Annotated in this window: 26 protein-coding genes; 13 read left to right on the top strand and 13 right to left on the bottom strand. The window is 49.2% G+C overall.

What is annotated here, in order from left to right; all coding sequences use genetic code 11:
* Nucleotides 1-16: 16 nt before the first annotated feature.
* Together ACTHSA_RS00500 and ACTHSA_RS00495 are read right to left on the bottom strand one after the other, a co-directional pair.
* Nucleotides 17-886, bottom strand: coding sequence for a DUF1853 family protein (locus ACTHSA_RS00500; RefSeq protein WP_049335560.1), 870 nt, complete (start codon nucleotides 884-886; stop codon nucleotides 17-19).
* Nucleotides 887-927: 41 nt separating this feature from the next.
* Nucleotides 928-1743, bottom strand: coding sequence for an RNA methyltransferase (locus ACTHSA_RS00495; RefSeq protein ID WP_049335615.1), 816 nt, complete (start codon nucleotides 1741-1743; stop codon nucleotides 928-930).
* Between the two features lie 174 nt (nucleotides 1744-1917).
* On the opposite strand from ACTHSA_RS00495, the gene ACTHSA_RS00490 reads away from it, so the two are divergent.
* The 6 genes from ACTHSA_RS00490 (at nucleotide 1918) to ACTHSA_RS00465 (ending at nucleotide 6618) form a co-directional block, all read left to right on the top strand.
* Nucleotides 1918-2703: an inositol monophosphatase family protein gene (locus tag ACTHSA_RS00490; protein WP_004519521.1), complete on the top strand. Its 786-nt coding sequence runs from the start codon at nucleotides 1918-1920 to the stop codon at nucleotides 2701-2703.
* A gap of 263 nt (nucleotides 2704-2966) precedes the next feature.
* Nucleotides 2967-3770 (top strand): glutamate 5-kinase, encoded by an 804-nt coding sequence (gene proB, locus ACTHSA_RS00485; RefSeq protein WP_049335562.1) that lies wholly within the window; start codon nucleotides 2967-2969, stop codon nucleotides 3768-3770.
* A 9-nt stretch (nucleotides 3771-3779) separates the two neighbouring features.
* Nucleotides 3780-5030: a glutamate-5-semialdehyde dehydrogenase gene (locus ACTHSA_RS00480; RefSeq protein ID WP_049335564.1), complete on the top strand. Its 1251-nt coding sequence runs from the start codon at nucleotides 3780-3782 to the stop codon at nucleotides 5028-5030.
* A gap of 88 nt (nucleotides 5031-5118) precedes the next feature.
* A complete protein-coding gene (grxD, locus tag ACTHSA_RS00475) occupies nucleotides 5119-5430 on the top strand; it encodes a Grx4 family monothiol glutaredoxin (protein WP_003681608.1) in 312 nt (103 codons plus the stop codon).
* 146 nt (nucleotides 5431-5576) lie between these two features.
* Entirely contained in the window at nucleotides 5577-6203 is a 627-nt protein-coding gene (gene upp / locus ACTHSA_RS00470; protein ID WP_004519527.1) for a uracil phosphoribosyltransferase, read from the top strand.
* 97 nt (nucleotides 6204-6300) lie between these two features.
* Entirely contained in the window at nucleotides 6301-6618 is a 318-nt protein-coding gene (locus tag ACTHSA_RS00465) for a DUF2322 family protein (RefSeq protein ID WP_070625826.1), read from the top strand.
* Nucleotides 6619-6679: 61 nt separating this feature from the next.
* On the opposite strand, the gene trxA is transcribed toward ACTHSA_RS00465, so the two are convergent.
* The 9 genes from trxA to ACTHSA_RS00420 all read right to left on the bottom strand — a co-directional run bounded on the left by trxA (nucleotide 6680) and on the right by ACTHSA_RS00420 (nucleotide 14922).
* Complete coding sequence (gene trxA / locus ACTHSA_RS00460; protein WP_004520846.1) at nucleotides 6680-7012, bottom strand: thioredoxin TrxA; 333 nt, start codon at nucleotides 7010-7012, stop codon at nucleotides 6680-6682.
* A 126-nt stretch (nucleotides 7013-7138) separates the two neighbouring features.
* Nucleotides 7139-8704 (bottom strand): ABC transporter ATP-binding protein, encoded by a 1566-nt coding sequence (locus ACTHSA_RS00455; RefSeq protein WP_070625824.1) that lies wholly within the window; start codon nucleotides 8702-8704, stop codon nucleotides 7139-7141.
* Between the two features lie 80 nt (nucleotides 8705-8784).
* A complete protein-coding gene (locus ACTHSA_RS00450) occupies nucleotides 8785-10338 on the bottom strand; it encodes a fatty acid--CoA ligase (RefSeq protein ID WP_070625821.1) in 1554 nt (517 codons plus the stop codon).
* Nucleotides 10339-10658: 320 nt separating this feature from the next.
* On the bottom strand, nucleotides 10659-11444 hold the full coding sequence (locus ACTHSA_RS00445; protein WP_070826476.1) for a TatD family hydrolase: 786 nt from the start codon (nucleotides 11442-11444) through the stop codon (nucleotides 10659-10661).
* A gap of 4 nt (nucleotides 11445-11448) precedes the next feature.
* Nucleotides 11449-11802: a PilZ domain-containing protein gene (locus ACTHSA_RS00440; RefSeq protein ID WP_003682949.1), complete on the bottom strand. Its 354-nt coding sequence runs from the start codon at nucleotides 11800-11802 to the stop codon at nucleotides 11449-11451.
* A 10-nt stretch (nucleotides 11803-11812) separates the two neighbouring features.
* Nucleotides 11813-12793 carry a DNA polymerase III subunit delta' gene (locus ACTHSA_RS00435; protein WP_070588368.1) on the bottom strand — a complete coding sequence of 327 codons (981 nt, stop codon included), beginning with the start codon at nucleotides 12791-12793 and terminating at the stop codon, nucleotides 11813-11815.
* 322 nt (nucleotides 12794-13115) lie between these two features.
* On the bottom strand, nucleotides 13116-14432 hold the full coding sequence (locus ACTHSA_RS00430; protein WP_107736926.1) for an MFS transporter: 1317 nt from the start codon (nucleotides 14430-14432) through the stop codon (nucleotides 13116-13118).
* Entirely contained in the window at nucleotides 14429-14617 is a 189-nt protein-coding gene (gene ccoS, locus ACTHSA_RS00425; RefSeq protein ID WP_003681462.1) for a cbb3-type cytochrome oxidase assembly protein CcoS, read from the bottom strand. Before ccoS ends, ACTHSA_RS00430 begins: the two co-directional genes overlap by 4 nt.
* Nucleotides 14617-14922, bottom strand: coding sequence for an HLGFF motif protein (locus tag ACTHSA_RS00420; RefSeq protein ID WP_049344144.1), 306 nt, complete (start codon nucleotides 14920-14922; stop codon nucleotides 14617-14619). The genes ccoS and ACTHSA_RS00420 overlap by 1 nt, the downstream gene beginning before the upstream one ends.
* A gap of 235 nt (nucleotides 14923-15157) precedes the next feature.
* Between ACTHSA_RS00420 and ACTHSA_RS00415 the strand changes: the two genes are divergently transcribed.
* Nucleotides 15158-16354 carry an acetate kinase gene (locus ACTHSA_RS00415; protein ID WP_049344146.1) on the top strand — a complete coding sequence of 399 codons (1197 nt, stop codon included), beginning with the start codon at nucleotides 15158-15160 and terminating at the stop codon, nucleotides 16352-16354.
* Between the two features lie 152 nt (nucleotides 16355-16506).
* On the opposite strand, the gene ACTHSA_RS00410 is transcribed toward ACTHSA_RS00415, so the two are convergent.
* Together ACTHSA_RS00410 and ACTHSA_RS00405 are read right to left on the bottom strand one after the other, a co-directional pair.
* The gene (locus tag ACTHSA_RS00410) at nucleotides 16507-19269 is read right to left on the bottom strand and encodes a TonB-dependent receptor domain-containing protein (RefSeq protein ID WP_004520833.1); all 2763 of its coding nucleotides are present in this window, start codon (nucleotides 19267-19269) and stop codon (nucleotides 16507-16509) included.
* Nucleotides 19270-19654: 385 nt separating this feature from the next.
* Entirely contained in the window at nucleotides 19655-20116 is a 462-nt protein-coding gene (locus tag ACTHSA_RS00405; protein WP_004520832.1) for a c-type cytochrome, read from the bottom strand.
* 132 nt (nucleotides 20117-20248) lie between these two features.
* Here ACTHSA_RS00405 and ACTHSA_RS00400 point away from each other — a divergent pair, with 132 nt between their 5' ends.
* The 6 genes from ACTHSA_RS00400 (at nucleotide 20249) to ACTHSA_RS00375 (ending at nucleotide 25598) form a co-directional block, all read left to right on the top strand.
* Complete coding sequence (locus tag ACTHSA_RS00400) at nucleotides 20249-21073, top strand: SDR family oxidoreductase (protein ID WP_049335582.1); 825 nt, start codon at nucleotides 20249-20251, stop codon at nucleotides 21071-21073.
* Nucleotides 21074-21186: 113 nt separating this feature from the next.
* Nucleotides 21187-21660, top strand: a complete 474-nt coding sequence (locus ACTHSA_RS00395; protein ID WP_004520830.1) for a Fur family transcriptional regulator — start codon at nucleotides 21187-21189, stop codon at nucleotides 21658-21660.
* Complete coding sequence (locus tag ACTHSA_RS00390; RefSeq protein WP_003682934.1) at nucleotides 21648-22577, top strand: CobW family GTP-binding protein; 930 nt, start codon at nucleotides 21648-21650, stop codon at nucleotides 22575-22577. The genes ACTHSA_RS00395 and ACTHSA_RS00390 overlap by 13 nt, the downstream gene beginning before the upstream one ends.
* Before the next feature lie 97 nt (nucleotides 22578-22674).
* Nucleotides 22675-23730 carry an ABC transporter permease subunit gene (locus ACTHSA_RS00385; RefSeq protein WP_039862485.1) on the top strand — a complete coding sequence of 352 codons (1056 nt, stop codon included), beginning with the start codon at nucleotides 22675-22677 and terminating at the stop codon, nucleotides 23728-23730.
* A gap of 36 nt (nucleotides 23731-23766) precedes the next feature.
* Entirely contained in the window at nucleotides 23767-24807 is a 1041-nt protein-coding gene (locus ACTHSA_RS00380) for an ABC transporter permease (protein ID WP_004520828.1), read from the top strand.
* A 110-nt stretch (nucleotides 24808-24917) separates the two neighbouring features.
* Nucleotides 24918-25598: a sulfite exporter TauE/SafE family protein gene (locus ACTHSA_RS00375; protein WP_003680951.1), complete on the top strand. Its 681-nt coding sequence runs from the start codon at nucleotides 24918-24920 to the stop codon at nucleotides 25596-25598.
* Nucleotides 25599-25643: the final 45 nt, after the last annotated feature.

Genomic DNA, 25643 nt, shown 5'->3' with positions numbered 1-25643 from the left:
AAGTTGGTAAAGGGTTTCAGACGGCCTTCATGATGCGTTCGATTTCGTGCCAAAAGCCGTCCGGCCGTAATTCCAAAACGGCAATCAAGCCTTGGTCGATACGGCGGATTTCGGTTTCGTTCAATGTTTCGGTTTCGGCGACACGAGCAGGCGCGAGATAGGCCATACGGTCGAGCAGGTGGTAGCGGACTTCTTGGTGTTCAAACCAGTATTCCGCCCAATCTTGAATATAGATGCCGCGCCAGCCGTATGAGTTAAGTGGCGGCTCAAAAGCATGGAAACCTTGTGGAAAAAATCCGATGCCGCGCACGATGGAAGCAGGAAGCGGATTTTCCGGCAGGCCTTGTGCGGTTAAGGCTGCTTTGCCTTGCAGTGTATGTAGCAGCTGGGATTGCTGCACCAATTTGGCGGCCTTGTCCGTCAGCGTGTCTTTAGGGTTGAGACCGTGCAGGTTTTGCACTTGGTCTCCGCCGTAGTATTTACACGCCAGCTCGATATGGTAGGGCTGTTGGTTGAGGGAAACGACAAAATCCGCGGCACCTAAAGTTTGGCCGTCTGAAAAAACGGGCAGGTTGTATGCGTGCAGTTTGGCGTGCGGCGCGTTGGCAAACCAAAACGTCAACAACTCTTCGGCATAAATGCCGAGACGGTGGCCGAATGGGGAACGTTGGGCAAGGTGATCCATCAGCGGCGCGGGATCGGCGTCCAATGCCAAAAGGTAGCGGAAACCGTGCTCCCCCAATAGTTCGCGCACGCTCAATTCGCAACCGCTTTGCCACAAAGGGGGCGCAGTCAGCAGCGAGGCGAGGTCGCGGACGGGTTGGCTGGTGAGTTTCCACCATAATGCGTCTAGGGCGTAATTCATGCTTATCCGAATATCAGTCATGCTGTCTGAAAAAGCTTGTAATGTTTTCAGACGGCCTTAAATCAGTCTTTTTTATGGATACGGTGGCTGACGGTATTGAAAAAACCGCGCAGGATGTCGATGTCTTCGGTTTGCGTGTTGGCGCGTCCGAACAGGCTCTGCATACGGCGCATCAGGCGCTCGCCGTTGCGGCGGTTGAAAAAGCCGATGTCGTTCATCACGCTTTCCATGTGGGCGACCATGCCTTTGATTTGCTCATGGGTCGCAGCGTGGTCTTCCTGTTGAAGATGGGTCATGGGCGAATCGGTTTGGCTGAAGATTTCGTAGCACACGACCTGCACGGCTTGGGCGAGGTTGAGCGAGAAATAGTCGGGATTGCCGTTGATGGTCATCAGTCGGTTGCAGGCTTGGACTTCTTCGATGCTCAAGCCGAAAGTCTCGTTGCCGAAAACCAGTGCCACTTTTTCGCCTCGGTTGGCGGCCTGCAGTAATTCGGGCACCAAATCGCGCGGGGTTTGCAGCGGCGCGGTGATTTCGCGGCGGCGACTGGTCAGGGCGCAGGCGATGGTGGTGTCGGCAAGGGCTTCGTCCAAAGAGGCAGCAATGGTGGCATTTTCCAAAACGTCTGCCGCACCGGAAGCGAGGATGAAACTTTCTTCCGGTAATTTAAACGATTGCGGATGCTCCGGATCGAATACGGGCGGATTTTCCGTCATCGGCGTTGCCATCAGATTGGGGGCAACGATGGTCAGTTTGTGCAGGCCCATTGTTTTCATGGCGCGGGCGGCGGAGCCGATATTGGCGGGATGGCTGGTACGCGTGAGGATGATGCGGATATTGTCCAGATAGGCGGGCAGGGCGGGTTTTTCGGAAGTCATGTTTTGTTTTCTGTTTGTACGGGAATCAGGTATAATGCGCCATCTTTTTGTTTTCAGACGGCCTTTTTCCATGCCGTCTGAAATGTTCTTTAACAGCATCGGAAACGATTAACAGCCTCTTGTGTGCCTGTTCGGCGCATTAGGGCGTATTTTACCTGAATTAGGAAGAAAACCATGAATCCGTTTTTAAATACCGCTTTCAAAGCCGCCCGTAAAGCAGGGCAAATGATGATTCGCGCCGCCGGCAATCTGGATGCCGTCAAAGTAGACAGCAAAGCATTCAACGACTTCGTTTCCGATGTTGACCGCAGCTCCGAGATGATTTTGGTGGAAGCGCTCAAAGAAGCCTATCCGCATCATAAAATCACTTGCGAAGAAGGCGGCTCCCACGGTAAAGCCACCGCCGAGTACGAATGGATTATCGACCCGCTCGACGGCACAACCAACTTCCTCCACGGCCATCCCCAATACGCCATCTCTATGGCACTCCTGCACAAAGGCGTGTTGCAAGAAGCTTTGGTGTACGCACCTGAGCGCAACGACGTATACATGGCTTCCCGCGGCAAAGGCGCGTTGCTCAACGACCGCCGTATCCGCGTTTCCAACCGCATCGAATTGAACCGCTGCCTGATTGGTACCGGCTTCCCTGTTGTCGATCAAAGCATGATGGACAAGTATCTGGCGATTTTGAAAGATTTCTTGTCAAAAACCGCCGGCGGCCGTCGTGAAGGCGCGGCTTCTTTGGATTTGTGTGCCGTTGCGGCCGGCCGTTTGGACGGTTTCTTTGAGTTCAACCTCAAACCTTGGGATATTGCCGCCGGTGCATTGATTGTCCAAGAAGCAGGCGGCATCGTTACCGATATGTCCGGCGATGAAGGCTGGTTGGAAAGCGGCGACATCGTTGCGGCCAATCCTAAAGTATTGGCACAAATGCTGAAAATTATTTCTGAACACCAATAAGCTTTTGTAGGGAACGGTCTGTATTTATCGTGACAGGCTAGAGTTTAAACAATCGGTAAAAGGCCGTCTGAAACCTGAAATAGGGTTTCAGACGGCCTTTTATTTTGTTATTAACGGATTCGGATAAGAGCTGAAAATACGGCTTTTAAAGGAAGCGTTTTTAATTTTGTCTGTATTTTCTATTGCTTCGCAGTTATGATATGGATACGTTTGGCTGAAATAATGCCGCATGCAATCATAAAAATAGAAAGCAGAGGAGAATAATGAAACGAGATTTTGAAGCAGTAAAACGCATTGTTATTAAGATTGGAACCAGTTCGTTGGTGTTGCCAAACGGCAAAATCAATTTGGCAAAAATCGACCAACTGGCCTTTGTCATTTCCAGCTTGGTCAGTAAGGACAAAGAAATTGTGCTGGTGTCTTCCGGCGCGATGGGCTTTGGGCTGAATGTCCTCAACATGGAAAAACGTCCGGCGGAAATGGCGCAGCAGCAGGCTGTTTCCAGCGTCGGCCAAGTGGCCATGATGAGCCTTTACTCGCAGATTTTTTCCCATTATCGGATGACGGTATCGCAAATCCTGCTGACGCGTGATGTGGTCGAATATCCGGAAAGTTTGGCAAACGTTACCAATGCTTTTGAATCCCTGCTTTCCATCGGCGTCATCCCTATTGTCAATGAGAACGACGCGGTCAGCGTGGATGAGATGGACCATGCCACCAAGTTTGGCGATAACGACCGTTTGTCGGCAGTCGTGGCGAAAATCGTTAAAGCCGATTTGCTGATTATGTTGTCCGATATTGACGGTTTGTTTGATAAAAATCCGGCTGTTCACGCCGATGCCAAGCTGCGCAGCCATGTTGCCGATATTACCGAAGAAATTATTGCTTCTGCCGGCGGATCGGGCAGTAAGTTTGGTACGGGCGGCATGTTCAGTAAGATTAAGAGTGCGCAGATGATGTTTGAACATCACGGCCAGATGGTGTTGATGAACAGCGCCAATCCGCGCGATATTCTTCAGGTTTTAGATGGCGCGCCTATTGGAACGTGGTTTGCACAAGAGAAATAGGGAGGTTTGATGAGCTATATCGAACAGTTGGGCAAGAATGCCCAAAAAGCCAGTAAAACGTTAATCAGCTTGGGAAGCTTGGAAAAAAACAATCTGCTGCGTCAGGTTGCAACGGCGTTGGTTGAACAGGCTGAGATGATTTTGGCAGAAAATGCCCGCGATTTGGCCGCTGCAAAAGAAAACGGCATTTCGGACATTATGCTCGACAGGCTGCGTTTGAATCACGAACGCATCAAAGGCATTGCGGAAGGCGTTGGGCAGGTTGCCGATTTGCAGGACCCAATTGGGCAGGTTGTCCGCGGCTATATCAATTTGGACGGTTTGAAAATAGTTCAAAAACGCGTGCCTTTGGGCGTGGTTGCCATGATTTTTGAAAGCCGCCCGAATGTTTCGGTCGATGCGTTTTCTCTGGCCTTTAAAACCGGCAATGCCATTATTTTGCGCGGCGGTCGCGATGCCATCCATTCCAATACCGCATTGATTGCCGTCATCAGGCAGACTTTGGTAAAAGCGGGGATGGATGCCGATGTGGTGCAGCTGGTTGAAGATACCAGTCATGCTGCCGCTGAGGAATTGATGCAGGCGGTTGATTATATTGATGTACTGATTCCGCGCGGCGGCGCGCGCTTGATTCAGACGGTGAAAGAGAAATCGAAAGTTCCCGTCATTGAAACCGGAGTCGGTAATTGCCATATTTATGTGGATGACAGTGCCGATTTGGAGATGGCGGTCAATATCGTCGTGAACGCGAAAACGCAGCGTCCGAGCGTGTGCAATGCCGCGGAGTCTTTGGTTGTTCATGAAAAGATAGCGGAAGCGTTTTTGCCAAAACTGGAAGAAGCCGTTGCCAAAGTGCATCCGATCGAATTTAGAGCCGATCAGGAAGCGCTGCGTATTTTTAAAAATGCTGTTTTGGCAACCGAGGAAGATTACAGTACCGAGTTTCTTGACTATATTATGTCGGTCAAAACGGTAAAATCAGTGGAAGAAGCCGTCGATTGGATTAACGGCCATACGACGCATCACTCGGAAGCGATTGTGACCCAAAGCATTGCCCATGCCGAGTTTTTCCAAGAAAGCATTGATGCGGCGGCGGTTTATGTCAATGCGTCCACTCGGTTCACCGACGGCTTTGTTTTCGGATTGGGCGCGGAAATTGGTATTTCCACCCAAAAAATGCACGCCCGCGGCCCGATGGGTTTGGAAGCGCTGACTTCGACCAAGTTCTACATCAACGGCAACGGTCAGATCCGACGTTGATAAACGCCCCTCAACTTCATCAATTTGCGTATAATGGCGGGAAATTTGATTTTTCCCGAACAACCGATTTAGTAAAAAGGAACACACCATGTCCTCTATCCACGATCAAATCAAAGAAGTCGTTACCACACACCGCGTCGTATTGTTCATGAAAGGCACGAAGCAATTTCCGCAATGCGGCTTCTCTTCCCGTGCCGTACAAATCCTCAATGCGGCAGGTTGCACCGACTATGTGACTGTCAACGTATTGGAAAACGATGCCGTACGCCAAGGCATTAAAGAATACAGCGACTGGCCGACCATTCCTCAACTGTACGTTAACGGCGAATTTGTCGGCGGCTCCGACATTTTGATGGAAATGTATGAAGCAGGCGAACTGCAAGAATTGCTGAAAGCTTAATTATCCACAATATTCCGTAATGTAAAATTGTTGACAAAGGCCGTCTGAAACCCTGATTCAGACGGCCTTTCGCATGAATACGCACTTTGCGCGCCATGCGAAAAAAAGTATAATCCCCCTCCATCAACGCAATTCGGAAAATCAACATGAACGTTACCGTTATCAACCACCCTTTAGTCCGCCACAAACTCACGCTGATGCGTGAAGCGGATTGCAGCACTTACAAATTCCGCACGCTTACCACCGAGTTGGCACGTCTGATGGCATATGAGGCCAGCCGTGATTTTGAAATTGAAAAATATATTATTGACGGCTGGTGCGGCTCTATTGAAGGCGACCGCATCAAAGGCAAAACGCTGACCGTTGTCCCGATTTTGCGTGCCGGTTTGGGTATGCTTGACGGCGTACTCGACCTGATTCCGACTGCCAAAATCAGCGTTGTCGGCTTGCAGCGCGATGAAGAAACTTTGAAACCGGTTTCTTATTTTGAAAAATTTGTCGACAGCATGGACGAACGTCCCGCACTGATTATTGACCCAATGTTGGCGACCGGCGGCTCTATGGTTGCCACCATCGACCTTTTAAAAGCCAAAGGTTGCCGTAACATCAAAGCATTGGTATTGGTTGCCGCTCCGGAAGGCGTAAAAGCCGTCAATGACGCGCATCCTGATGTAACCATCTACACTGCCGCACTCGATAGCCACTTGAACGAACACGGCTACATCATCCCAGGCTTGGGCGATGCTGGCGATAAGATTTTCGGTACACGTTAATTGAAATGTTTAAGGCCGTCTGAAAAGTGTCAAACATCAACTTTCAGACGGCCTTGTTATATGGATTGCTTTAAAACCCACATCAGAAAGGACAATCATGAGCTTCCAAGACAATCTGGCCGCCATGCCTGCCATCGATCATTTGAGCGGCTTGGATATTCTCGATAAAGAGGGCAATGTGGTTCATCACATTCCCAATGCGCCCGGCAAACAAGGCTCGCTCAAGCTTTACCATGCTTTGGCGCAAGAGTTTGACGGCAAGCTGGACGCAGCGGCAGCAGAACGTGGCTTGGCATGGTTTGCCGAGCATGTTGCCGATGCCGAAGCCAATCCGGGCAAACATCCGAATATTGATTTGCTGTTTAAAGTAAAAGCTGAAAATATCAGCCTGACTTTGAAACCATTGGCTGCTTAATGAATACAAAAAAGGCCGTCTGAAAACAATTTTCAGACGGCCTTTTTATATGCTTAAAACCTTAAGCGATAGAAGCTTCAACGAATGCAGTCAGTTGGCCTTTAGCCAATGCGCCGACTTTAGTGGCAACGTTTTTGCCGTTTTTGAACACCATCAGGGTAGGGATGCCGCGAACGCCGAATTTGGCAGGAGTGACTTCATTTTCGTCGATATTGATTTTAACGACTTTCAGACGGCCTTGGAATTCGGAGGCAATGTCGTCCAAGATTGGGGCGATCATTCTGCAAGGGCCGCACCATGGTGCCCAGAAGTCCAGCAATACAGGTACGTCGGATTTCAAAACGTCTTGTTCGAAGCTGGCATCGCTGGCGTGGATAATCAATTCGCTGCTCATGTTTGTTTCCTTTTAAATCGAGATTAATGAATACGTTGTTCAGAATAGTGGCAGACAGGGAAAATTTCAAGTGCCGCCGCCCGGTAATAGTTTTTTTGAAATGCGTCTATCGTAATCCTTAAAGATTCAGACGGCCTCTTGAACCATGTGGCCGGAGTGGGCAATCAAATGGCGTGTGTAGTCGCTGCTTGGATTGGCAAACACGTTTTCACATTCGCCTTCTTCAACGATTTTGCCGTCTTTCAACACCATCACGCGGTGGGAAATGGCGCGGATGACGGCGAGGTCGTGGCTGATGATGATGAAGGCGAGGCCGTATTCTTTTTGCAGGCCGCTGAGCAATTCAAGGATTTGTTGTTGCCATTGGACATCAAGCGCGCTGGTTGGTTCGTCCAATACGAGGATTTTCGGGCGGACAATAATGGCACGGGCGATGGCGAGGCGTTGGCGCTGGCCGCCAGAGAATGCGTGCGGATAGCGTTCGAGTGCATCTTCGGGCAGGCCGACTTGTTTGAGGACTTCTTGAACGCGGCGGCGCATTTCTTCGCGCGGCATTTCAGGTTCGTGTACGCGTAAGGCTTCGGAAACGGTATCAAAGACGTTCATGCGCGGATTGAATGCGCCGAACGGGTCTTGGAACACCATTTGGATTTCGCGGCGTAATTCGTGTCGCCATGGCTCGCCGTTGATGTTCAGGCTGCCTTCGGAATCGATAAGGTGCATAACGGCTTTGGCCAGCGTGGTTTTGCCGCAGCCACTTTCGCCGATAATGCCCAATGTTTCCCCCGATTTGAGATCGAAAGAAACGGGGTTGAGAATGGTTTTGTCGCGTTTTTTAAACCAGCCGTCTGATTCTTTGACGGAAAAGGCGATTTGTTCGGCTTTAAGGATGGTGGCAGGATTTTCAGGCAATGGGGCCACTCGGCGCGTTGTGCCGGCGTTGAGCAACATTTTGGTGTATTCGTGCTGAGGATTGGCGAAGACTTCGGCTGCTTTGCCGGTTTCGAGAATGCGGCCGTCACGCATAACGGCGACATCGTCGGCAAAACGGCGCACAAGGTTTAAGTCGTGCGTAATGTAGAGCATGGTCATGCCGTGTTCTTCCTGCAGGCGTGAGAGCAGGTCGAGGATTTGGGCTTGGACGGCAACGTCCAAAGCGGTGGTCGGTTCGTCGGCAATCAGGAGCTTGGGCTGGGCTGATACGGCCATGGCAATCATGGCGCGTTGGCGTTGGCCGCCGGAAAGTTGGAAAGGATAGGCCTGGGCTTTTTGCTCGGGCTGGTGGATGCCGGTTTCGTCTAGGAGTTCGATAGCGCGCGCCCATGCCTGTTTTTTATCCAAACCCAAATGCAGGGACAGGACTTCGGCGATTTGTTCGCCGACACGCATAACGGGGTTGAGGGCGGTCATGGGTTCTTGAAACACCATGCCGATTTCGCGGCCGCGCAGTTTTTGCAGGGCGCGTTCGGGCTGAGTCAGCAGGTCGGTTCCGCAATATTTCAGACTGCCTTCAAAGGTAACCATTGGATTCAGGCGCATAATGCCTTGCGACAATACGGTTTTGCCGCTGCCGCTCTCGCCGACCAATGCCAGTTTGCGGCCGGGTTGCAAGGTCAGGTTGATATCGTGCAGGACTTGCTTGCTCGGAAAGGAGCCGTTTAGGTTTTCGATTTCGAGTATAGGTGTCGTCATGGTCGTGGCCGTCTGAAAAGTTGTTGATGACAGGTTTTCAGACGGCCTGCATGAATCAAGAGGCCGTCTGAAACAGCGGTTTAGTCTTGAAACTGTTCTTTGAGTTTGCGTTTTAACACTTTGCCGGTGGCATTGCGCGGCAGCTCGTCTTGGAAGATGATTTGTTTGGGGATTTTAAAGTTTGCCAACAGGCCGCGCAGGTGGCTGCGGACTTCGGCTTCTTCCAGTTTCATGCCTTCTTTGAGTTGGATAAAGGCAATGATTTCTTCATCGGCGTATTGGTCTTTCACGCCGATTACGGCGGCGGCTTCCACGGCTTCGAGTTTGTAGATGGCTTCTTCGATTTCGCGCGGATAGACGTTTTGGCCTTTGGAGATAATCAGGTCTTTTTTGCGGTCAACGATGAAGATGAAGCCGTCTTCGTCTATGGTGACGAAGTCGCCGGTTTTCAGCCAACCGTTGACGATGGTTTCATCTGTGGCGTCAGGCATATTGAGGTAGCCCTGCATAACCGAGCCGCCTTTGATGATGAGTTCGCCCACTTCACCGCGCGGCACTTCGATCAATTCGTCATCGACGGCTTTCACGGTCAGACCGGGTAGGGCGACACCGACGCTGGCGGTTTTTTGGCGCTCAGGTGTATTGACGGCCACAACGGGCGAGCATTCGCTCAAGCCGTAGCCTTCCAGCAATTTGGCACGCGGGAATTTGGCTTTAAAGTCGTCAATGGTTTGTCCGGCCAAAGGCGCGCCGCCGCTGATAAACAGACGGACGCGGTTGAACCATCTGAAATACCAAGGAATTTTGGCTTTGCTCATGGCTGTGTAAATAGCTGGTACGCCGAGGAAAATGGTAGCGCGTTTGAGCAAAACCTGTTTCAACACGTTGGAGAACGGGAAGACGGATTTGACCAAAATAATCGAGCAGGCTTGAGATATCGGCAGCAAAACCATGGCGGTCAGAGTAAAGCTGTGGAACATGGGCAAGAAGACGACGAAGCGGTCTTTTTGTGAAATTTGGAAAATTTGTTCGATGCCCGAAAGGTTGGAAAACAGGTTGCTATAACTGATTAGTGCGCCTTTTGGGTGGCCGGTTGTGCCGGAGGTGTAGATAATGTGCGCCAAGTCGTTGACGGACGGCTGACGGCTCAGATTCGGCTTGCCGGGGAATGTACGCGCGGCATCGAAATAGCTGTCATCGCCACTGGCGGCGTTGGTTTCGCCAATCCAGATGATTTTATTGACTTTGGTTTTGGCTTTGATGTTTTTGAGTTCTTTGGCCAACGGCGCGGATGCGAACATAAAGCGTGCGCCGCAGTCATTGAGGATGTAGGAAAATTCTTCGCTTTTCAAAAAGACGTTGAGTGGGACGGCTACCGCGCCGATGGAAGTAATGGCGAAATAGGCGGCAATAAATTCGGGAGAGTTGGAAACGACAAGGGCGACCCTGTCGCCATATTGTACGCCTTGGTGTTGCAGATAGGCGGCGACGGTTTCTACTTCGCGTTTGAGGGAGGAATAGCTGATTTTTTCTTTGTCGTTGAAAATGACCGTGCCTTTACCGTTTTTTTGGCAGGCTGCAGTCAGCATAGCGTAAAAATTAGGGTGGGTGTGCATTTCGGAGTTTGTGTCCATATTGTGTCGATTGATGTACGGTTTCGATGAACCGTTTATTTCGAAGGGTAGGTTTTACATCCTATCGGTAAAATAAGCAAGAGGCCGTCTGAAAATACTTTCAGACGGCCTTGAGCTTTGCTGGGCTTAGGAAAGCAATATTTTGAATTTAAACTTATTTATTGTGTTGATGGGAATATTCCCATTCTTCAAAGTTTGCCGTTCGGAAGATAGCGCAAGCCGATTGCGTTTCTGTCTCAAGCCATTTCGAGTTTACCGTTGAGTTTGAGGCAGAATCCTGATGACGGATTGGCAGAGCCAATGTTTAGAGACTTTGAGACCTAGCCATTGTTCAGACGGCCATCGGGTACTTTCTTAAACAGGCGATAGAAATTGTCGCTGGTGTTTTGTGCCAATGTTTCCAAGCTCTCGCCGCGCAGATTGGCTAAGAACTCAGCCGTATAGCGGACGTAGGAAGGCTCGTTTTGTTTACCGCGTTTGGGAACCGGCGCGAGGAAGGGTGCATCGGTTTCTACCAAGATTCTATCGGCTGGGACGTATTTGGCGGCTTCCTGAATCAGCGGTGCGTTTTTAAACGTCACAATGCCGGAGAAGGAGATGTATAACCCTAAATCCAAAGTGGCTTTGGCAAAGGCGACGTCTTCAGAGAAGCAATGAATCACGCCGGAATTAGTGTGGCATTCTTTCAAAATCCGCAACGTGTCTTCGGCTGCATCGCGCGTGTGGACGATAACGGGCAGGCCGCTTTCGTTGGCTGCTTGGATATGGTCGGCAAAGCGTTGATGTTGCCATGACAAATCGCCTTTGCACCAGTAATAGTCCAAACCGGTTTCGCCGATACCGACGATTTTCGGATGTTTGGCGGCCTCTACCATTTCGGCAATGGTAAATTCTTCTGCTTCTTGGCTGTCGGGATGTATGCCGATGGTGCAGTAGATGTGGTCATTTGCCTGAGCAATGTCGAAGACTTCGGCAAAACTTTGTTTGCTGACGCTGATGGCAAGCGCCTGTTTGACGCTTTGCGCTTCCATATTGGCAAAGACTTCGGGCAGGCGGTCTTTTAAGCCGTCAAAGTTGAGATGGCAATGTGAATCGATTAAATACATGGTATTACAGGGTAAAAGTAGTGCGGTCGCTGCGCAGGCGCGGGCCAAGCTCGGCTTCGATCAGGTTTTTTGCCTGCAGGCAGCTTTCGTGTTCGGAGAATGCAAGGCCTACGCCTTTGGGGCGATGGGCCGAGGTGCGCGCCGGATTGATCCAAACGACTTTAGTTGGCAGGAAGCGTTTGGGATAGTCGGCGATTTCGACGGCCAAGAGGATGTCTTCGCCTAGTGAGAATACGTCATCGGTCGGTACGAACAGGCCGCCGTGTTCTAAAAACGGCATATAGCAGTTGTACAACAGATTGGGGTCTTTGAGTTGCAAGGCCAACATCTTCGCCGGAATGTCTTTTTTATTCATCATTGATTACCTGTTAGGGTTTGTTTTGCCAAAAATCTAAATATTCGATAAGCAGATACTCAAGCTGCATTTTAACACTCAAGGTATGGTATCCGTAAGGGTTGAGCGCGTTCAGACGGCCCAATAGGGCAAACAGTTTGCGTGAATCGGTTTTAGAGGCCGTCTGAAGCAGGGCTTGGGCATGGTGCGGATAATAAAGCGGCGCCATGCTTTGTTGTGCCAAGCCGACATCCATCAGCCACTTTTGCAACCAGTCGATGAAAACGGCCAGCGGTTGTTTTTGTTTGTCGAACGCGGCGGCGTAGTCGAGTATGGCTAACAGGCGCGGTGCGGCCAGCAGAGTCAGCAACTCTTCGCGTAATGCGTCCAATTCGGGAGTCGGCGTGAATAAAGGTGCGCCGCTGTGAAATGCCAACAAGGCTTCAGCATTTCCCACACCCTGTTGGCGCAGGTATGCCGCAGCCTGCTCATGGGTAGGCGAGGGCAGCACCATCTGGCGGCAACGGCTTTTGATGGTAGGCAGGAGTTTGTCGCGCGCATGGGTAACGAGCAGGAAAACGACGTGTTGCGGCGGCTCTTCCAGAGCTTTCAACAAACCGTTTGCCGCCTGTGTGTTCATGCTTTCAGCCGGATGCACCAATACCACGCGCAGTCCGCCGCGGACAGCGGTCAGGTAAATGTTTTCCACAATATCGCGCACGGCATCGATTTTGATTTGCAGGAGTTTGCGTCCTGTTGCCTCGCCTTCGGGCATTTCCGGCGTGAGTTCGTAAAAGTCGGGATGGGTGTTTTGGCTGAACAAATGGCACGAAGCACACTCGCCGCAGGGTTCATGGCCGGACTTGGGCGATTCGCACAGCAATGCCTGCGCGACAAAGCGGGCAAACTCGGTTTTGCCGGTATTTTCTTTGCCGGTAAACAGCCAAGCGTTGGGTCGGTTTTGCCAATGGGCGGCGAGCTGTTGCCATTGGGTTTCATGCCATGGGTAAATCATATCGTTTGGGAACTATAAGGTAGGTGGTTATTATACTCTCAGGCCGTCTGAAAAAGGTTTCAGACGGCCTTTAATAAACTGCTTAAAAATTAATCAAGTATCTTTTTGCTTTGAAATATCAATTATTAAGCTTACTTATTCACAGCCTTTGCACACGCTTGTTTGGGGAAAATGTGCATTTTGTTTGGTAGTAAAGTTGTACTTAAAATTTAGTCAGTCCTGTTTTTTAATGTTAAATCAGACAGTAATCTGATTTATGCACAAGCTGTCCACGCGATTGAATAGTGAAAATGTGCATGGTGGGGAGACATTTCAGACGGCCTTATTTGCTGCTTTTCAACAAAGCGGTCAAATCCCCGATAAATTTCGATTCCCGTTTGATGAGGTAAACAATCAACGGAATATTACCTACGGCAACAATCAAATACAGCAGCGTGATGCTGTTGAACAACATCAGCAAAACCGCGCTCAAAATGGCAGCCGACACCATAAACACGCCGTTGATGATGTTGTTGGCGGCAACAGCATGGGCGCGGAAGGTTTCGCTGCTGGCAGTTTGCAGCCAAGTGTAGAGCGGTACGGAGAAGAAGCCGCCGAAAAAGCCGATGGCCGACATCACGAGCATAATCGGATACGTTTGGGCTTGCGATAAAAACCAAATAATGCCGTTTAATTCGGTAAAACGTTGGCCTTGGGTCAGCCACACCAGCAATAATCCACAGACCGTCAGTCCCAGAGTGCCGATGGTAACCAAGCCCAAAATCAGGCGTTCGTGGCTGAGTTTGGCGCATAACACCGAGCCGATGGCGATACCGATGGAGAACAGCGCCAACATCAGGTTGAACACATTATCGTTGCCGCCCAAATGGATTTGCGTGAACGTTGGCAGTTGGGTGGTATAAACCGAGCCGATAAACCAAAACCATGAAATACCAATGATGGAAGTGAATACGGGACGATTGGCCGCCGCTTCACGAATCAGTGAATTCGTGCCTTTAATGATGTTCCATTCGATTTTTGTGTCCGACATTTTAGCGGGTACAGACGGCATAAACAGGCTGGTCATCGAGCCGCCGATAGCGACCAATAACACCAAACCACCAACAATATACGGCGGAACACCTGCGACTGCGGTGCCCAAAATTTGGCCGAGCAAAATGGCGATAAACGTACCCGATTCAATCAGGCTGTTGCCCATAATCAGCTCTTTGTCGTTGAGGTAATCGGGCAAAATGGCATATTTCAGAGGGCCGAACAAAGTCGATTGCGTACCCATGCAAAACAGGCAGATTAAAAGCAAAGGCGCGGATTGAATATAGAAGCCATATGCTGCCACTGCCATAATGATGATTTCCAACAGCTTGATCCAGCGCGCTAAAACGGCTTTATCGAATTTGTTGCTCAGCTGTCCTGACAGTGCGGAAAACAGGAAGTAGGGCAGAATAAACAGCATTGCGCCCAAATTCAGCATTTGGCTGGGCGGCAGAAAGTCGTTTTTACCCAAACCGTAAAAACTGATCATCACGAATAATGCGGTTTTGAACATATTATCGTTCAACGCGCCCAAAAACTGCGTCCCAAAGAGCGGCGCAAAACGGCGGGTCGTGTGGAAATTCAGATTGTCTTTTTTAAGGCTCATTGTTTGGATTCTTTGTCTTCGTCTTTTTCGATCAGTTTTTCAGTGGAGTCGTCATCCATCAAAATGCGGTGCGCAGGTCCTTCAAGGTCGTCAAACTGTCCGTTTTTACCCGACCACCAGAAAAACCAGCCGATGATGAAGGCCAAAATAATGCTGATGGGGACAAGGATAAACATACTTTCCATTACATCGCTCCGGTCAAATCGGTCAGGATAAAGGTTTTACCGCTAATGGTCAGGTATTCGTTGCGCAACGAACCGATATTTTTATCGTCAAAAAACAGTTCGATACGGTCTTTAACCACGCGCCAGTATTGCGGGATATCGGTTTGCTCAAAAGGCGACAATACCGCCGCTTCGGCTGCGTCTTCACTTTGCAGCTTGATTACAAAGCGTCCGCTTTGCGGCGGATTTTGCGATTCATCGTCTGCCAGCATAATGAAAAATCCGGCGTGTTCGCCGTCTTGAGTGTGGATACTGAAATAATGCATATCGGTAAATTTTCAAAACCGTCGTCATTTTTTCAGACGGCCTAAAATAAAATTCCGTCCATTTTACATCAAATATTAAGTCAAGCAGCCGATTACATTTTTTGTTAGAATACGACGTTTACTTTGTTAATCTGTTCAGACCGCTACCCACTACGTCCCACAAGGGGTGCAACATAGCCGGAGCCGCAGTAAGGTCCCGACAAAAATGCCGTCTGAAACCTCAAGGAGCATAAAAATGTCACAAAAATTAATCTTGGTTTTGAACTGCGGTAGCTCTTCCCTCAAAGGTGCCGTATTGGATAACGACAGCGGCGAAGTATTGCTGAGCTGCCTGGCAGAAAAGCTCAATCTGCCTGATGCCTACATTACCTTTAAATTCAACGGTGAAAAACACAAAGTTGACCTGTCTGCCAAGCCCGACCACACCGGCGCAGTTGAAGCCCTGATGGAAGAACTCAAAGCCCACGGCCTCGACAGCCGCATCGGCGCCATCGGTCACCGCGTCGTCAGCGGCGGCGAACTGTACAGCGAATCCATCCTCGTTGACGACGAAGTTATCGCTGGCATCGAAAAATGTATCCCGCTCGCTCCCCTGCACAACCCGGCCCACCTTTTGGGTCTGCGTGCCGCACAAAGCATTTTCAAAGGTTTGCCTAACGTTGTCGTATTCGACACCGCCTTCCACCAAACCATGCCGGAACATGCCTACACCTACGCTGTTCCACATGAATTGTATGAAAAATACGGCTTGCGTCGCTACGGCGCGCACGGTACCAGCTACCGCTACGTTTCTGATGAAACCGCCCGTTTCCTCGGTAAAGACAAAAAAGACCTGCGCATGGTGATTGCCCACTTGGGTAACGGCGCATCTATTACCGCCGTCGCCAACGGCGAATCACGCGATACCAGCATGGGTCTGACTCCGCTAGAAGGTTTGGTCATGGGTACCCGCAGCGGCGATATCGACCCTTCAGTTTTCAGCTTCTTGGCTGAAAATGCCAACATGACCATCGCCCAAATCACCGACATGCTGAACAAAAAATCAGGTCTGCTCGGTATTTCAGGTTTGTCCAATGACTGCCGTACCATCGAAGAAGAAGCTGCAAAAGGTCATCCAGGCGCCAAACTGGCTTTGGAAATGTTCATCTACCGCTTGGCTAAATACATCGGCAGCATGACAGTCGCGGCAGGCGGTTTGGACGCATTGGTCTTCACCGGCGGTATCGGTGAAAACTCCGACATCATCCGCGAACGCGTATTGGGCTACTTGGGCTTCCTCGGTCTGTACATCGACCAAGAAGCCAACCTAAAAGCCCGTTTCGGTAATGCTGGTGTGATTACCACTGCCGACAGCAAAGCTGTTGCCGTTGTGATTCCTACCAACGAAGAATTGATGATTGCACACGATACTGCCCGTCTGAGCGGCCTGTAATCTCCGTCATTATTGAAAACCTGCCCGCAAGGGCAGGTTTTTTTGTTGTGTATAGATGAAGAAAATTTTGAGGATATATCGAAAAAAGCCGGAAAACATTGCGTTTACCGGCTTTTTAATCAGTGCAATATGAAGAATGCTGATGGATAGGTTTAGAACTTATAACTGATGGTAAACAGCAAAGTCCTGCCGCGCGCATAGTTATTCAAGACGGAGCGTGTCGTGCCGCCATATTTGCCATTGCATAAACCGTTGGCATCGCATTCGACTTCCTCATCATCTAAACCACCTTTTCTTTCAAATACGCTGAAATAGCGCTGGGTTGCGGCATCGTTTGCGGAATCCAGAGGATCGATATAGCGCTTATTGAACGCATTTTGAATGTCGAAACGAAGGATAAGGTTTTTCTTCGGTTCATAATTGGCATAGAAATCAAAAATCAGCGGCTGTCTGTTGATGCTTTCTGTTTTTTTGATCACCCTTCTGCCCATTTGGTGTGAAGAGTAGGTATTGGCACCGGTTGTCCCGTCAACAAATTCCTCCTCAGTCGTCGCCCGTGTACTTTTGCCGTAATAGCGCATAATGCCGCCGATAGTCAATTTATTGCCCAACCATCGGGACCCTAATTCAAACCGACCGTAATCTCGGGGTAAGCGGGAAATTTTGCTTAAGCCGTAGCCTTGTTTGATTTGGTCTTCTTTAGAAGAGTTGCGGGGCGATTCGCTGGCATCGCTATAATTGGTCGGCTGGTTGGTTTTTTGATATGCGTAAGACAGGGTTGTAAAAAAGCGGCCGAAATCATAGTTCATTTCCACTTCCAAACCATTTTTATGGACAGGTTTGGCGTAGTTTCGATGCTGGATAGAGTATTGCAGGCCGGTACTGGTTACCCAGCTGGGTGCTTTATCCAAATCCCACCATTTGCCATAAACATTGTGGATATAGTTGTTTATCCTGCTGCGATAGGCGACCAGTTTGAAACCCAATACATCGTCCGGCTTGAAAATCCCTTTTTTGAAGGTATTGAAGCCTATTTGGTAAGTATTGGCCTGTTCCGGCTTGAGGGCGGTATTGACGCCTGAGTCGCCGATTTGTGAAAAATACATTTCTTGAATATTCGGCATTCTATGCGTACGCGAATAGCTGATAAACGGCATAAAGTAGTCGTTGACATTGATGTTTAATGCCACCGAATGGTTTACCGCATGCTTTTTACCGGATTTGGTATAAACCGGTTCGTAAAGGTCGCAGCTTGGCGTGCAATGCTGTTTATAAATTTCAGAATCTTCTCCAAATGCTTTTTTAAAGTCTTCTTGGGTATTGAAGTAGTCGGTATATTCGCCCTTGTAGCGGTAGTTGACCATATTGGCGCTGTAATTCAATTGATAAATGCCTTTTTTCAAGGAAGTATCAAAATAGAACGTATTGAATTTTTGCTGGCCTGAAGGTTGCAATATGGTTGATTTTTGAGGAAATATTCCTTTGTCTCCTTTGAAACGGCCTAAAAAGCTGTACAGGCCGGCATCTTGATCCGGGCCGTCGTAAAACAGGCTCAGCTCTTCCGGAAAGCGGTTTTTACTGTATTGGTTTTTAAAGAAATTGAAACCGACGGTAGCTTTTAAATCTGTTTTTTGGGGAAGTTTGAAAGAAAAGCTGTTGTTGATATCCAAAAGATTGGCTGTGTTTTTGGTTTCCAAATAATCAAGCAGCCCCCATCCTGAAAAACGTGAGTTTTTCGGATATTTTTGTTTTCCCAAATTATGGGCGGCCAACACGTTTAAATCGACATAATCGCCAATGTTTAAGTTGTAATTGGCTTGGTAGTTGCGGTTTTCTACTTTGCGGCTGCCGATACGGTTGTTCATGGTACGAAGCTGAAGGTCCAGCTTGTTGTTGTCGTTTTCGTATTCCACTTTGACCAAATGGCTGTTTGAGCGTTGTTGCAGGCTGGTAGGATCGATTGGGGTCAGATCCCATTGCGGTGCCAAATTCTCTTTCCAGCTTCTTTCCAAGTCATCGACATAATCTCTTTGCAAAACCTCAGGATCGTTATATTTTTTGGAGAAAGGGTAGTCCCAATAGCTTTTACCGACCGCATTGCGCTTGGAAAAGTCACGGACCCAGAGATTTTGTTCGTGGTCGAATTTCAATAAATTGCTCTCAAAATATTCTTGTTTTTTACGATCCAGATATTCCTCGCCAAAATTGCCGATACGCTGACCGCCACCGCCTACTTTATAGTTTTGCTCGACATTACGGTGGCTGTAACCATATAACGCACCAAGGCGCGCTCCGCTGTCAAACCATTTTTGTACCGCTCCGGTTGCCATAAAGTTGCTTTTGGTGCTGTTTGTGCCGGTCAATCCTTTGGTCAAGAGGCCGAAGGTATTGTTTCCGTGTACTACATCGTCTACCCGTAAAGTACGGAAATTGGCTGTACCGGATAAGGTATTGATGCCGTTGGCACCCGAGAAACTGCCTTTGGTTACATCCACGCCGGCAATAAAATTGGGATCCAGTGCCGTACCGAATTGTGAGGAGCTGCCGCTGCGTCCGGCATCGGCAGAAGTGGAATAGAAGGTTTGGGTTACGCCGTCAACCATCGTATTGACACGTCCCAAACCGCTATCGCCACGGATATTGACCGCCAATACGCCTGATCCTTTGTCTTGTTGGGTGAAAACGCCGGGCATGCTCCGCACGATGGTATCGATGTTTTCGCTGGATTGATAAACGCGTTCACGCGAACTTTTGGCTTGGCCTTCGGTAAAAACTTTTTTCTCTTTGGCAATGTGTTTACCTTTGACTTGAATTTCATCAAGCTCTTGAGTTGAAACCTCGTCTTCTGCGTGTGCGATACTGGTTATAGCCAGTAAAGATAATGTTAGTAGATTTAATTTGAAATTCGGATTCATGATAGTTACCTCAGAAACGAAGTAGATACTTTATAACATATTATTAAACTTTACAAATATTTAGATAATGGTTTTTATTTATTAAAAAATAAAGCAGATTCTTGTTTCAGGAGATAATCCAAGCGCATATGATTAATCTGGCTGAAAAGATAAAGCAGGTCTGAATTTGAATTTGATTGGTTGAGAAGAAGGGAGATTTAATTGAATTTAAACAGCCGGAAGAAGAAAATTTGATTGCGATATGTGAACTGGGCCGTTAGTTTCAAATGAAACCGGTAAAAAACATGAAATGCAAAATATAAAGTTAATATAGAAAGATTTGAAGTCAGTTGAAGAAAAGGCCGTCTGAAAATGATATTTCAGACGGCCTTTATTGTTTTAAGCCTTATTCCGGACCGCGGAATGTGTCGTGGCAGGATTTGCAGGTTGCACCGGTTTCGCCGTAAGCGGCTTTGATTTCTTCCAATTTGCCGGTTTGTGCGGCGGCGTTGAGTTTCTCAACTGCAGCGGCAAATTTTTCTTCTTCGGCTTTGAAGGTTGCCGTGTCTGTCCAGATGGCAGGCAGGGCGCGGCCGTTGCCTTGAGGGTCGGATTCAAACAGGGTGAACGGTTTTTTGCTGTTTTCGGCGAAGGTTGCGGCGGCTTGTTTGAATTTTTCTACGTCGTAAGGCTCTTCGTCTTTGACCATTTTGCCCATGCGGGTAAACTCAGGCATCATGGATTTGAACGCGGCCGTACGGTCTTCGGAAATAGGGCCTTTAGGCTGGGAAGGCGCGCTGCTGCCGCCGCAGGCGGAAAGGGTAAGCGCCACTGCTGCCAAAGCAACAGGGAGAAAACGGGTTTTCATATGGAGTGTGTCCTATTGTAATGATATGATTATCGTTAAATTTAAAATCAGCCGGCCAAACTCTCAGGCCGTCTGATAAGGCGTTATCATACCTTAAACCCAAGTCTGAAACGAGTACAGAAAGGAAACGATATGGCAATTTTGATTACCGGGGCATCGGCAGGATTCGGCGCGGCAATGTGCCGTACTTTTGTTGCGGCAGGCTATCATGTCATTGGCGCGGCACGGCGCGAAGACAAATTGCAGCAGTTGGCAGAGGAATTGGGCGAGCAGTTTTACCCTTTGGAAATGGATGTTTCTCGTACGGAGTCAATTCAAAACGCTTTAAACAGCCTGCCTGAGCATTTAGCTGAAATCGATTGCCTGATCAACAACGCCGGTTTGGCTTTAGGTCTGGATTCCGCTGATAAAGCCGATTTTGGCGATTGGGAAACCATGATTCAAACCAATATCATCGGCCTGATTTTTCTAACCCGCCAGATTTTGCCGCAAATGGTAGCGCGCAAACAGGGCTACATCATCAATTTAGGTTCGATTGCCGGCAGTTATGCTTATTCCGGCAGTAATGTCTATGGTGCAACTAAGGCTTTTGTGCGCCAATTCAGTATGAATCTGCGCGCCGAATTGGCAGATAAAAATATCCGCATTACCAATATCGAACCGGGTTTGTGCGGCGATACCGAGTTTTCCAATGTCCGTTTCAAAGGCGACGATCAGCGTGCGGCCGAGGTTTATGAGAATGTCGAGTTTATCCAGCCGCAAGATATTGCTGATACCGCTTTATGGCTCTATCAGCGTCCGGCGCGGATGAACGTCAATTCCATCGAAATCATGCCGGTTGCCCAGACCTTTGCAGGCATGAAAGTTTACCGCGATGAGCCTGCTCCGGTGAAGGAAGAAACGTTTGAAAAACAAAGTATGTCTTTGTTTGGAAAAATTAAATCTTGGTTTAAGTAATCGGCATCAGGCCGTCTGAACGTTTCAGACGGCCTCTTTGTTATCTGAAATTGAACAAACACGTTATAATGTAATTTTTTATTAACAAGGCCGTCTGAAAGGCTGTTTCAGTTATGAACGTAATCAAACAAAAAATCTTAGAACAAGCGCAGCGCGATGGTGTGCAGGTAACCGCTTTGCGCGAGCAAGTGCTTGATATTGTTTTGAAACAAAGCGGCGTGATTAAAGCCTACAACGTTCTGTCGCAGATGCAGCAGCAAAGCGAGGGCGTGGTTGCGCCGCCGACGGCCTACCGCGCCCTTGATTTTTGGGCGGAGCAGGGCGTTTTGCACAAAGTGGCGGCGGTCAACGGCTATATTCTGTGCAGCCACGCGCAGCACGAGTGCAATGACCATTGCCATGACCACGAAGAAGCCGAAGCGCACCACAGCGCGTTTATTTTGGTTTGTACCGAATGCGGTACGGCAGATGAGCAGACCTTGAGCCAAGAATGGGCGGCATTGCGTGCAGGCGTGGCGGAAACTGGTTTCTCATTAAAAGAAGAACATGTTGTTTTAACAGGAATTTGTAAAAAATGTCAGAAGTAAAAAAGACTAAAGTCCACCTGATTTCAGGCTTCCTCGGAACAGGCAAAACCACCGCCCTTAAAAGTCTGATGGCACAAAAAGACCCGAATGAAAAATGGGTCATCATTGTCAACGAATTTGGCGAAATCGGCATTGACGGCGCCGTCTTGAGCGACAACGGCATTCCCGTGGCAGAAATCGCCGGCGGCTGTTTGTGCTGTACTGCCGGCGCGCAAATGGGTACGACCGTACAAAAAATGCTGCGCGATGCCCAACCTGACCGCTTGATGATTGAAGCCAGCGGTTTGGCACACGCTGCCAGCGTTATCGACGAATTGAAAGCCAAACCGCTCGACAGTATGCTAGAAATCGGCGCCGTCTTTACTGTTGTCGATCCGCGCCAATTCATTAATCCCGATTACGCGCAACAAGCCTTGTATAAAGACCAAATCGGCATTTGCGACGTATTGGTCGCCAGCAAAACCGACTTGTGTACGCCGGAGCAACTGGCCGAATTTCATGATAAAGCGGCCAAGCTGTTCCCGCCTAAAGCCAAAGTGGTTGAAGTACAAAATGCGCAACTTGACATCCAATGGCTTGATATTCCCGTTGTCGAAAAATCGCGCTACCGCCTCAAAGCCCTGCCGGACAACACCATGGGCTTCCAGTCGCAAGGCTTTACTTTCCCTGCCGGACGTGATTTCGATGGCGAAAAACTGACTGATTTCTTCAACGACCTGCCTAAATTTACAGACGGTCTCGTGCGTGCCAAAGGCGTGTTCCAAGTGCTCGGTACATGGGTATGGCTGAACTGGGTGGACGGTCAATGGGGCGCAAACCAAGTTTCATGGCGCCGTGATTCCCGCTTTGAGCTGATTGCCAAATCGTTTGACGCGGATTTGATTGAGAAGAAATTGCAGGAGGCGTTGGAGAAGTAAATCATCGGCCAAACGCTTATTAATCCGTTACTATATGCCGTCTGAAGTCAGCGGTTTCAGACGGCCTTCAAATCAAAAAATAGAGGAACACTTAACCATGTGGCGTTATATCTTTCATCGTTTGCTCCTTTTGATTCCCACGTTGTTGGGGATTTTGGCGATTACCTTCGCTGTGATTCAGTTTGTTCCCGGCGGTCCGGTGGAGCAGATGGTTCAGCAGCTGACGCAGGGCGCGGTTGGCGGCGAGACGGCGGGACACAGTATGCCTGGAACTTTGGCCAAAAACGGCAACCGCATCAGTGCGGAAGATTTGGCCGCGCTGAATGCTTTGTACGGTTTCGACAAGCCACCTGTGACGCGTTTTGTGGATATGGTATGGAAATTTGCCCGTTTCGATTTGGGCGAGAGCTTTTTCCACCACCAAACCGTATTTGAGTTGGTAAAAGAGAAAATGCCGGTATCGATGAGTTTGGGTTTGTGGACGTTCTTCCTGACTTATTTGATATGTATTCCGTTGGGTATTGCCAAGGCGGTCAGGGATGGCAGCCGATTCGATACGATTACGGGGATGATCATTTTGGTCGGCTATACCGTACCGCCGTTTGTCTTGGGCTTGGTGTTGCTGGTGTTATTTGGCGGCGGCAGCTTTTTTGCCTGGTTCCCGCAGGGTGGCTTGGTTGGTGATGATTTTGATACGCTCTCTTGGGCAGGTAAAGTCAAAGATTATTTATGGCATATGGCCTTGCCGATTACCGCTTCGGTGGCAGGCAACTTGGCGGTGATGACCGTATTGACGAAAAACGTGTTCCTTGAAGAAATCCGCCGTCAATATGTTTATACCGCGCGAGCCAAGGGCTTGCCTGAGAAACAGATTTTGTGGAAGCATATTTTCCGCAACGCCATGATTCCTCTGATTACCGGTTTCCCGGCTGCATTTATCGGCGCATTCTTTACCGGAAGCCTGTTGATTGAAACGCTGTTCTCGCTGGATGGTTTGGGTTTGCTGTCTTACGAGGCAGTGATGAAACGTGATTATCCTGTCGTAATGGGTACGCTGTATGTATTCACGCTGATGGGGTTGTTGGCTAAACTGGTGTCGGATATTTCTTATTCATGGGTCGATCCGCGTATTCACTTTGGCGGACAGAAATAAGGCCGTCTGAAAATATCTTCAATCCATTATTAAAGAATGTTTCGAACCATGAAAAAGAAAAAATCTACTTCAAACCCTACTTGGCAAGCCTTTAAGCAGCATAAGCGCGGTTGGTTGGCTTTGCGGATTTTGGCCGTTTTGTTTGTCGTCACTTTGCTTGCTCCTTTGTGGAGCAACGATAAACCTTTGTGGATACGCTATCAGGGCGAGTATTTCTTCCCCTTGGTAAACGAATACAACGAAACCACATTTGGCGGCGATTTCGATACGCCTGCGGATTATCTGGATCCGCTTATCCGCCACAACATTACTTCAGACGGCAATTTTGCCCTTTATCTGCCCAATCCTTACGATGCCGATACTTTAAACGATTTTGATACGGCACCCGATCCGGCCAAACCGTCCGAACGGCATATCTTGGGAACGGACGACCGCGGCCGTGACCTGTTGGCGCGCTTGGTTTACGGTTTCCGCGATTCGCTGTTGTTTGCCTTGGTGTTGACTGTGGTGACTACCGTAATCGGCGTGGTTGCAGGCGCGGTACAGGGTTATTTCGGCGGTAAAACCGACCTTCTGATGCAGCGTTTTATCGAGGTTTGGGGCGGTATGCCGGAGCTGTACCTCTTGATTATCCTGTCTTCGTTTTTTAATCCGGGGCTGTTGATTTTGCTGGTGTTGCTGTCGCTTTTCGGCTGGATGGGCTTGTCCGACTATGTCCGTGCCGAGTTTTTGAAAAACCGTCAGACCGATTATGTTTTGGCGGCGCGCGCAATGGGCGTGGGCAACCGTGAAATCATGTGGCGCCATATCCTGCCCAACAGCTTGACGCCGGTATTGGCCTTCCTGCCTTTCCGTATTTCCGGTGCGGTACTTGCCCTGACCAGTTTGGACTTCTTGGGCTTGGGCGTACCTGCCTCACAGGCAAGTTTGGGCGAGTTGCTGGCGCAAGGTAAAGACAACTTGGACGCGTGGTGGATTGGCCTGTCTGCCGTTGCTACGCTGACGGTAATGCTGCTTTTGCTGGTCATGATCGGCGAAGGTTTGCGTCAGGCATTTGACGTACGCGCACGCAGTTAATTGCTTTTCTAAAGCGTGAAGAGGGTGGGCGGAAAAGCTTATCCTGCATTCTCAGGGCCGTCTGAAAAGTTTCAGACGGCCTCATCCATTCGTTTGAATCATTAAAAACCATGAATCAAGAAATCACATTTCTTACTCTTTTTCTGCTCGGCTTTTTTGGCGGAACGCATTGCGTCGGTATGTGCGGCGGATTGAGCAGCGCATTTGCTTTGCAGCTGCCGCCACATTTAAACCGAATCGGGCTGATTGTATTGTTGAACTTGGGGCGCATCAGCAGCTATGTCGTCATCGGCCTTCTGGTCGGCTTGGTCGGGCAGGTCGGCATTTCCTTGGACGATACGCGCGCGGTTCAAAACGGTTTGTATATTGCCGCCAATGTTTTGCTGCTTTTGCTCGGTCTGTATCTTGCCGGTATTTCGACTGCCGCAACCAAAATCGAAGGCATCGGTAAACCGATATGGAAACGCCTGAATCCTTTGCTGAACAAATTGCTGCCGATTAAATCAGTGCCTGCCTGTTTCGGCGTCGGCGTGCTTTGGGGCTGGCTGCCTTGCGGTTTGGTGTACAGCGCGTCTTTGTATGCTTTGGGCAGCGGCAATGCCTTGCACGGCGGGCTGTATATGCTGGCGTTTGCATTGGGGACCTTGCCGAACCTGCTCGCGATGGGCATATTTGCAGCGCAGTTGAAAACCTTTCTGCAAAAACGCATGGTTCGTTTGTGCGCCGGATTGTTGGTGGCAGGATGGGCGATATGGCGCTTGGCTGTATTTGCGATGGGGCAAATCGGGTAAGGTAAAAAGGTTTTATTTAGTTTGTTGTTTTGCAATTAAAAAGGC

The organism is Neisseria sp. P0008.S002, assembly GCF_051962805.1.
Classification (GTDB): domain Bacteria; phylum Pseudomonadota; class Gammaproteobacteria; order Burkholderiales; family Neisseriaceae; genus Neisseria; species Neisseria perflava.
The sequence above is the reverse complement of the archived record's forward strand: the minus strand, read 5'-3'. Positions and strand labels throughout refer to the sequence as shown.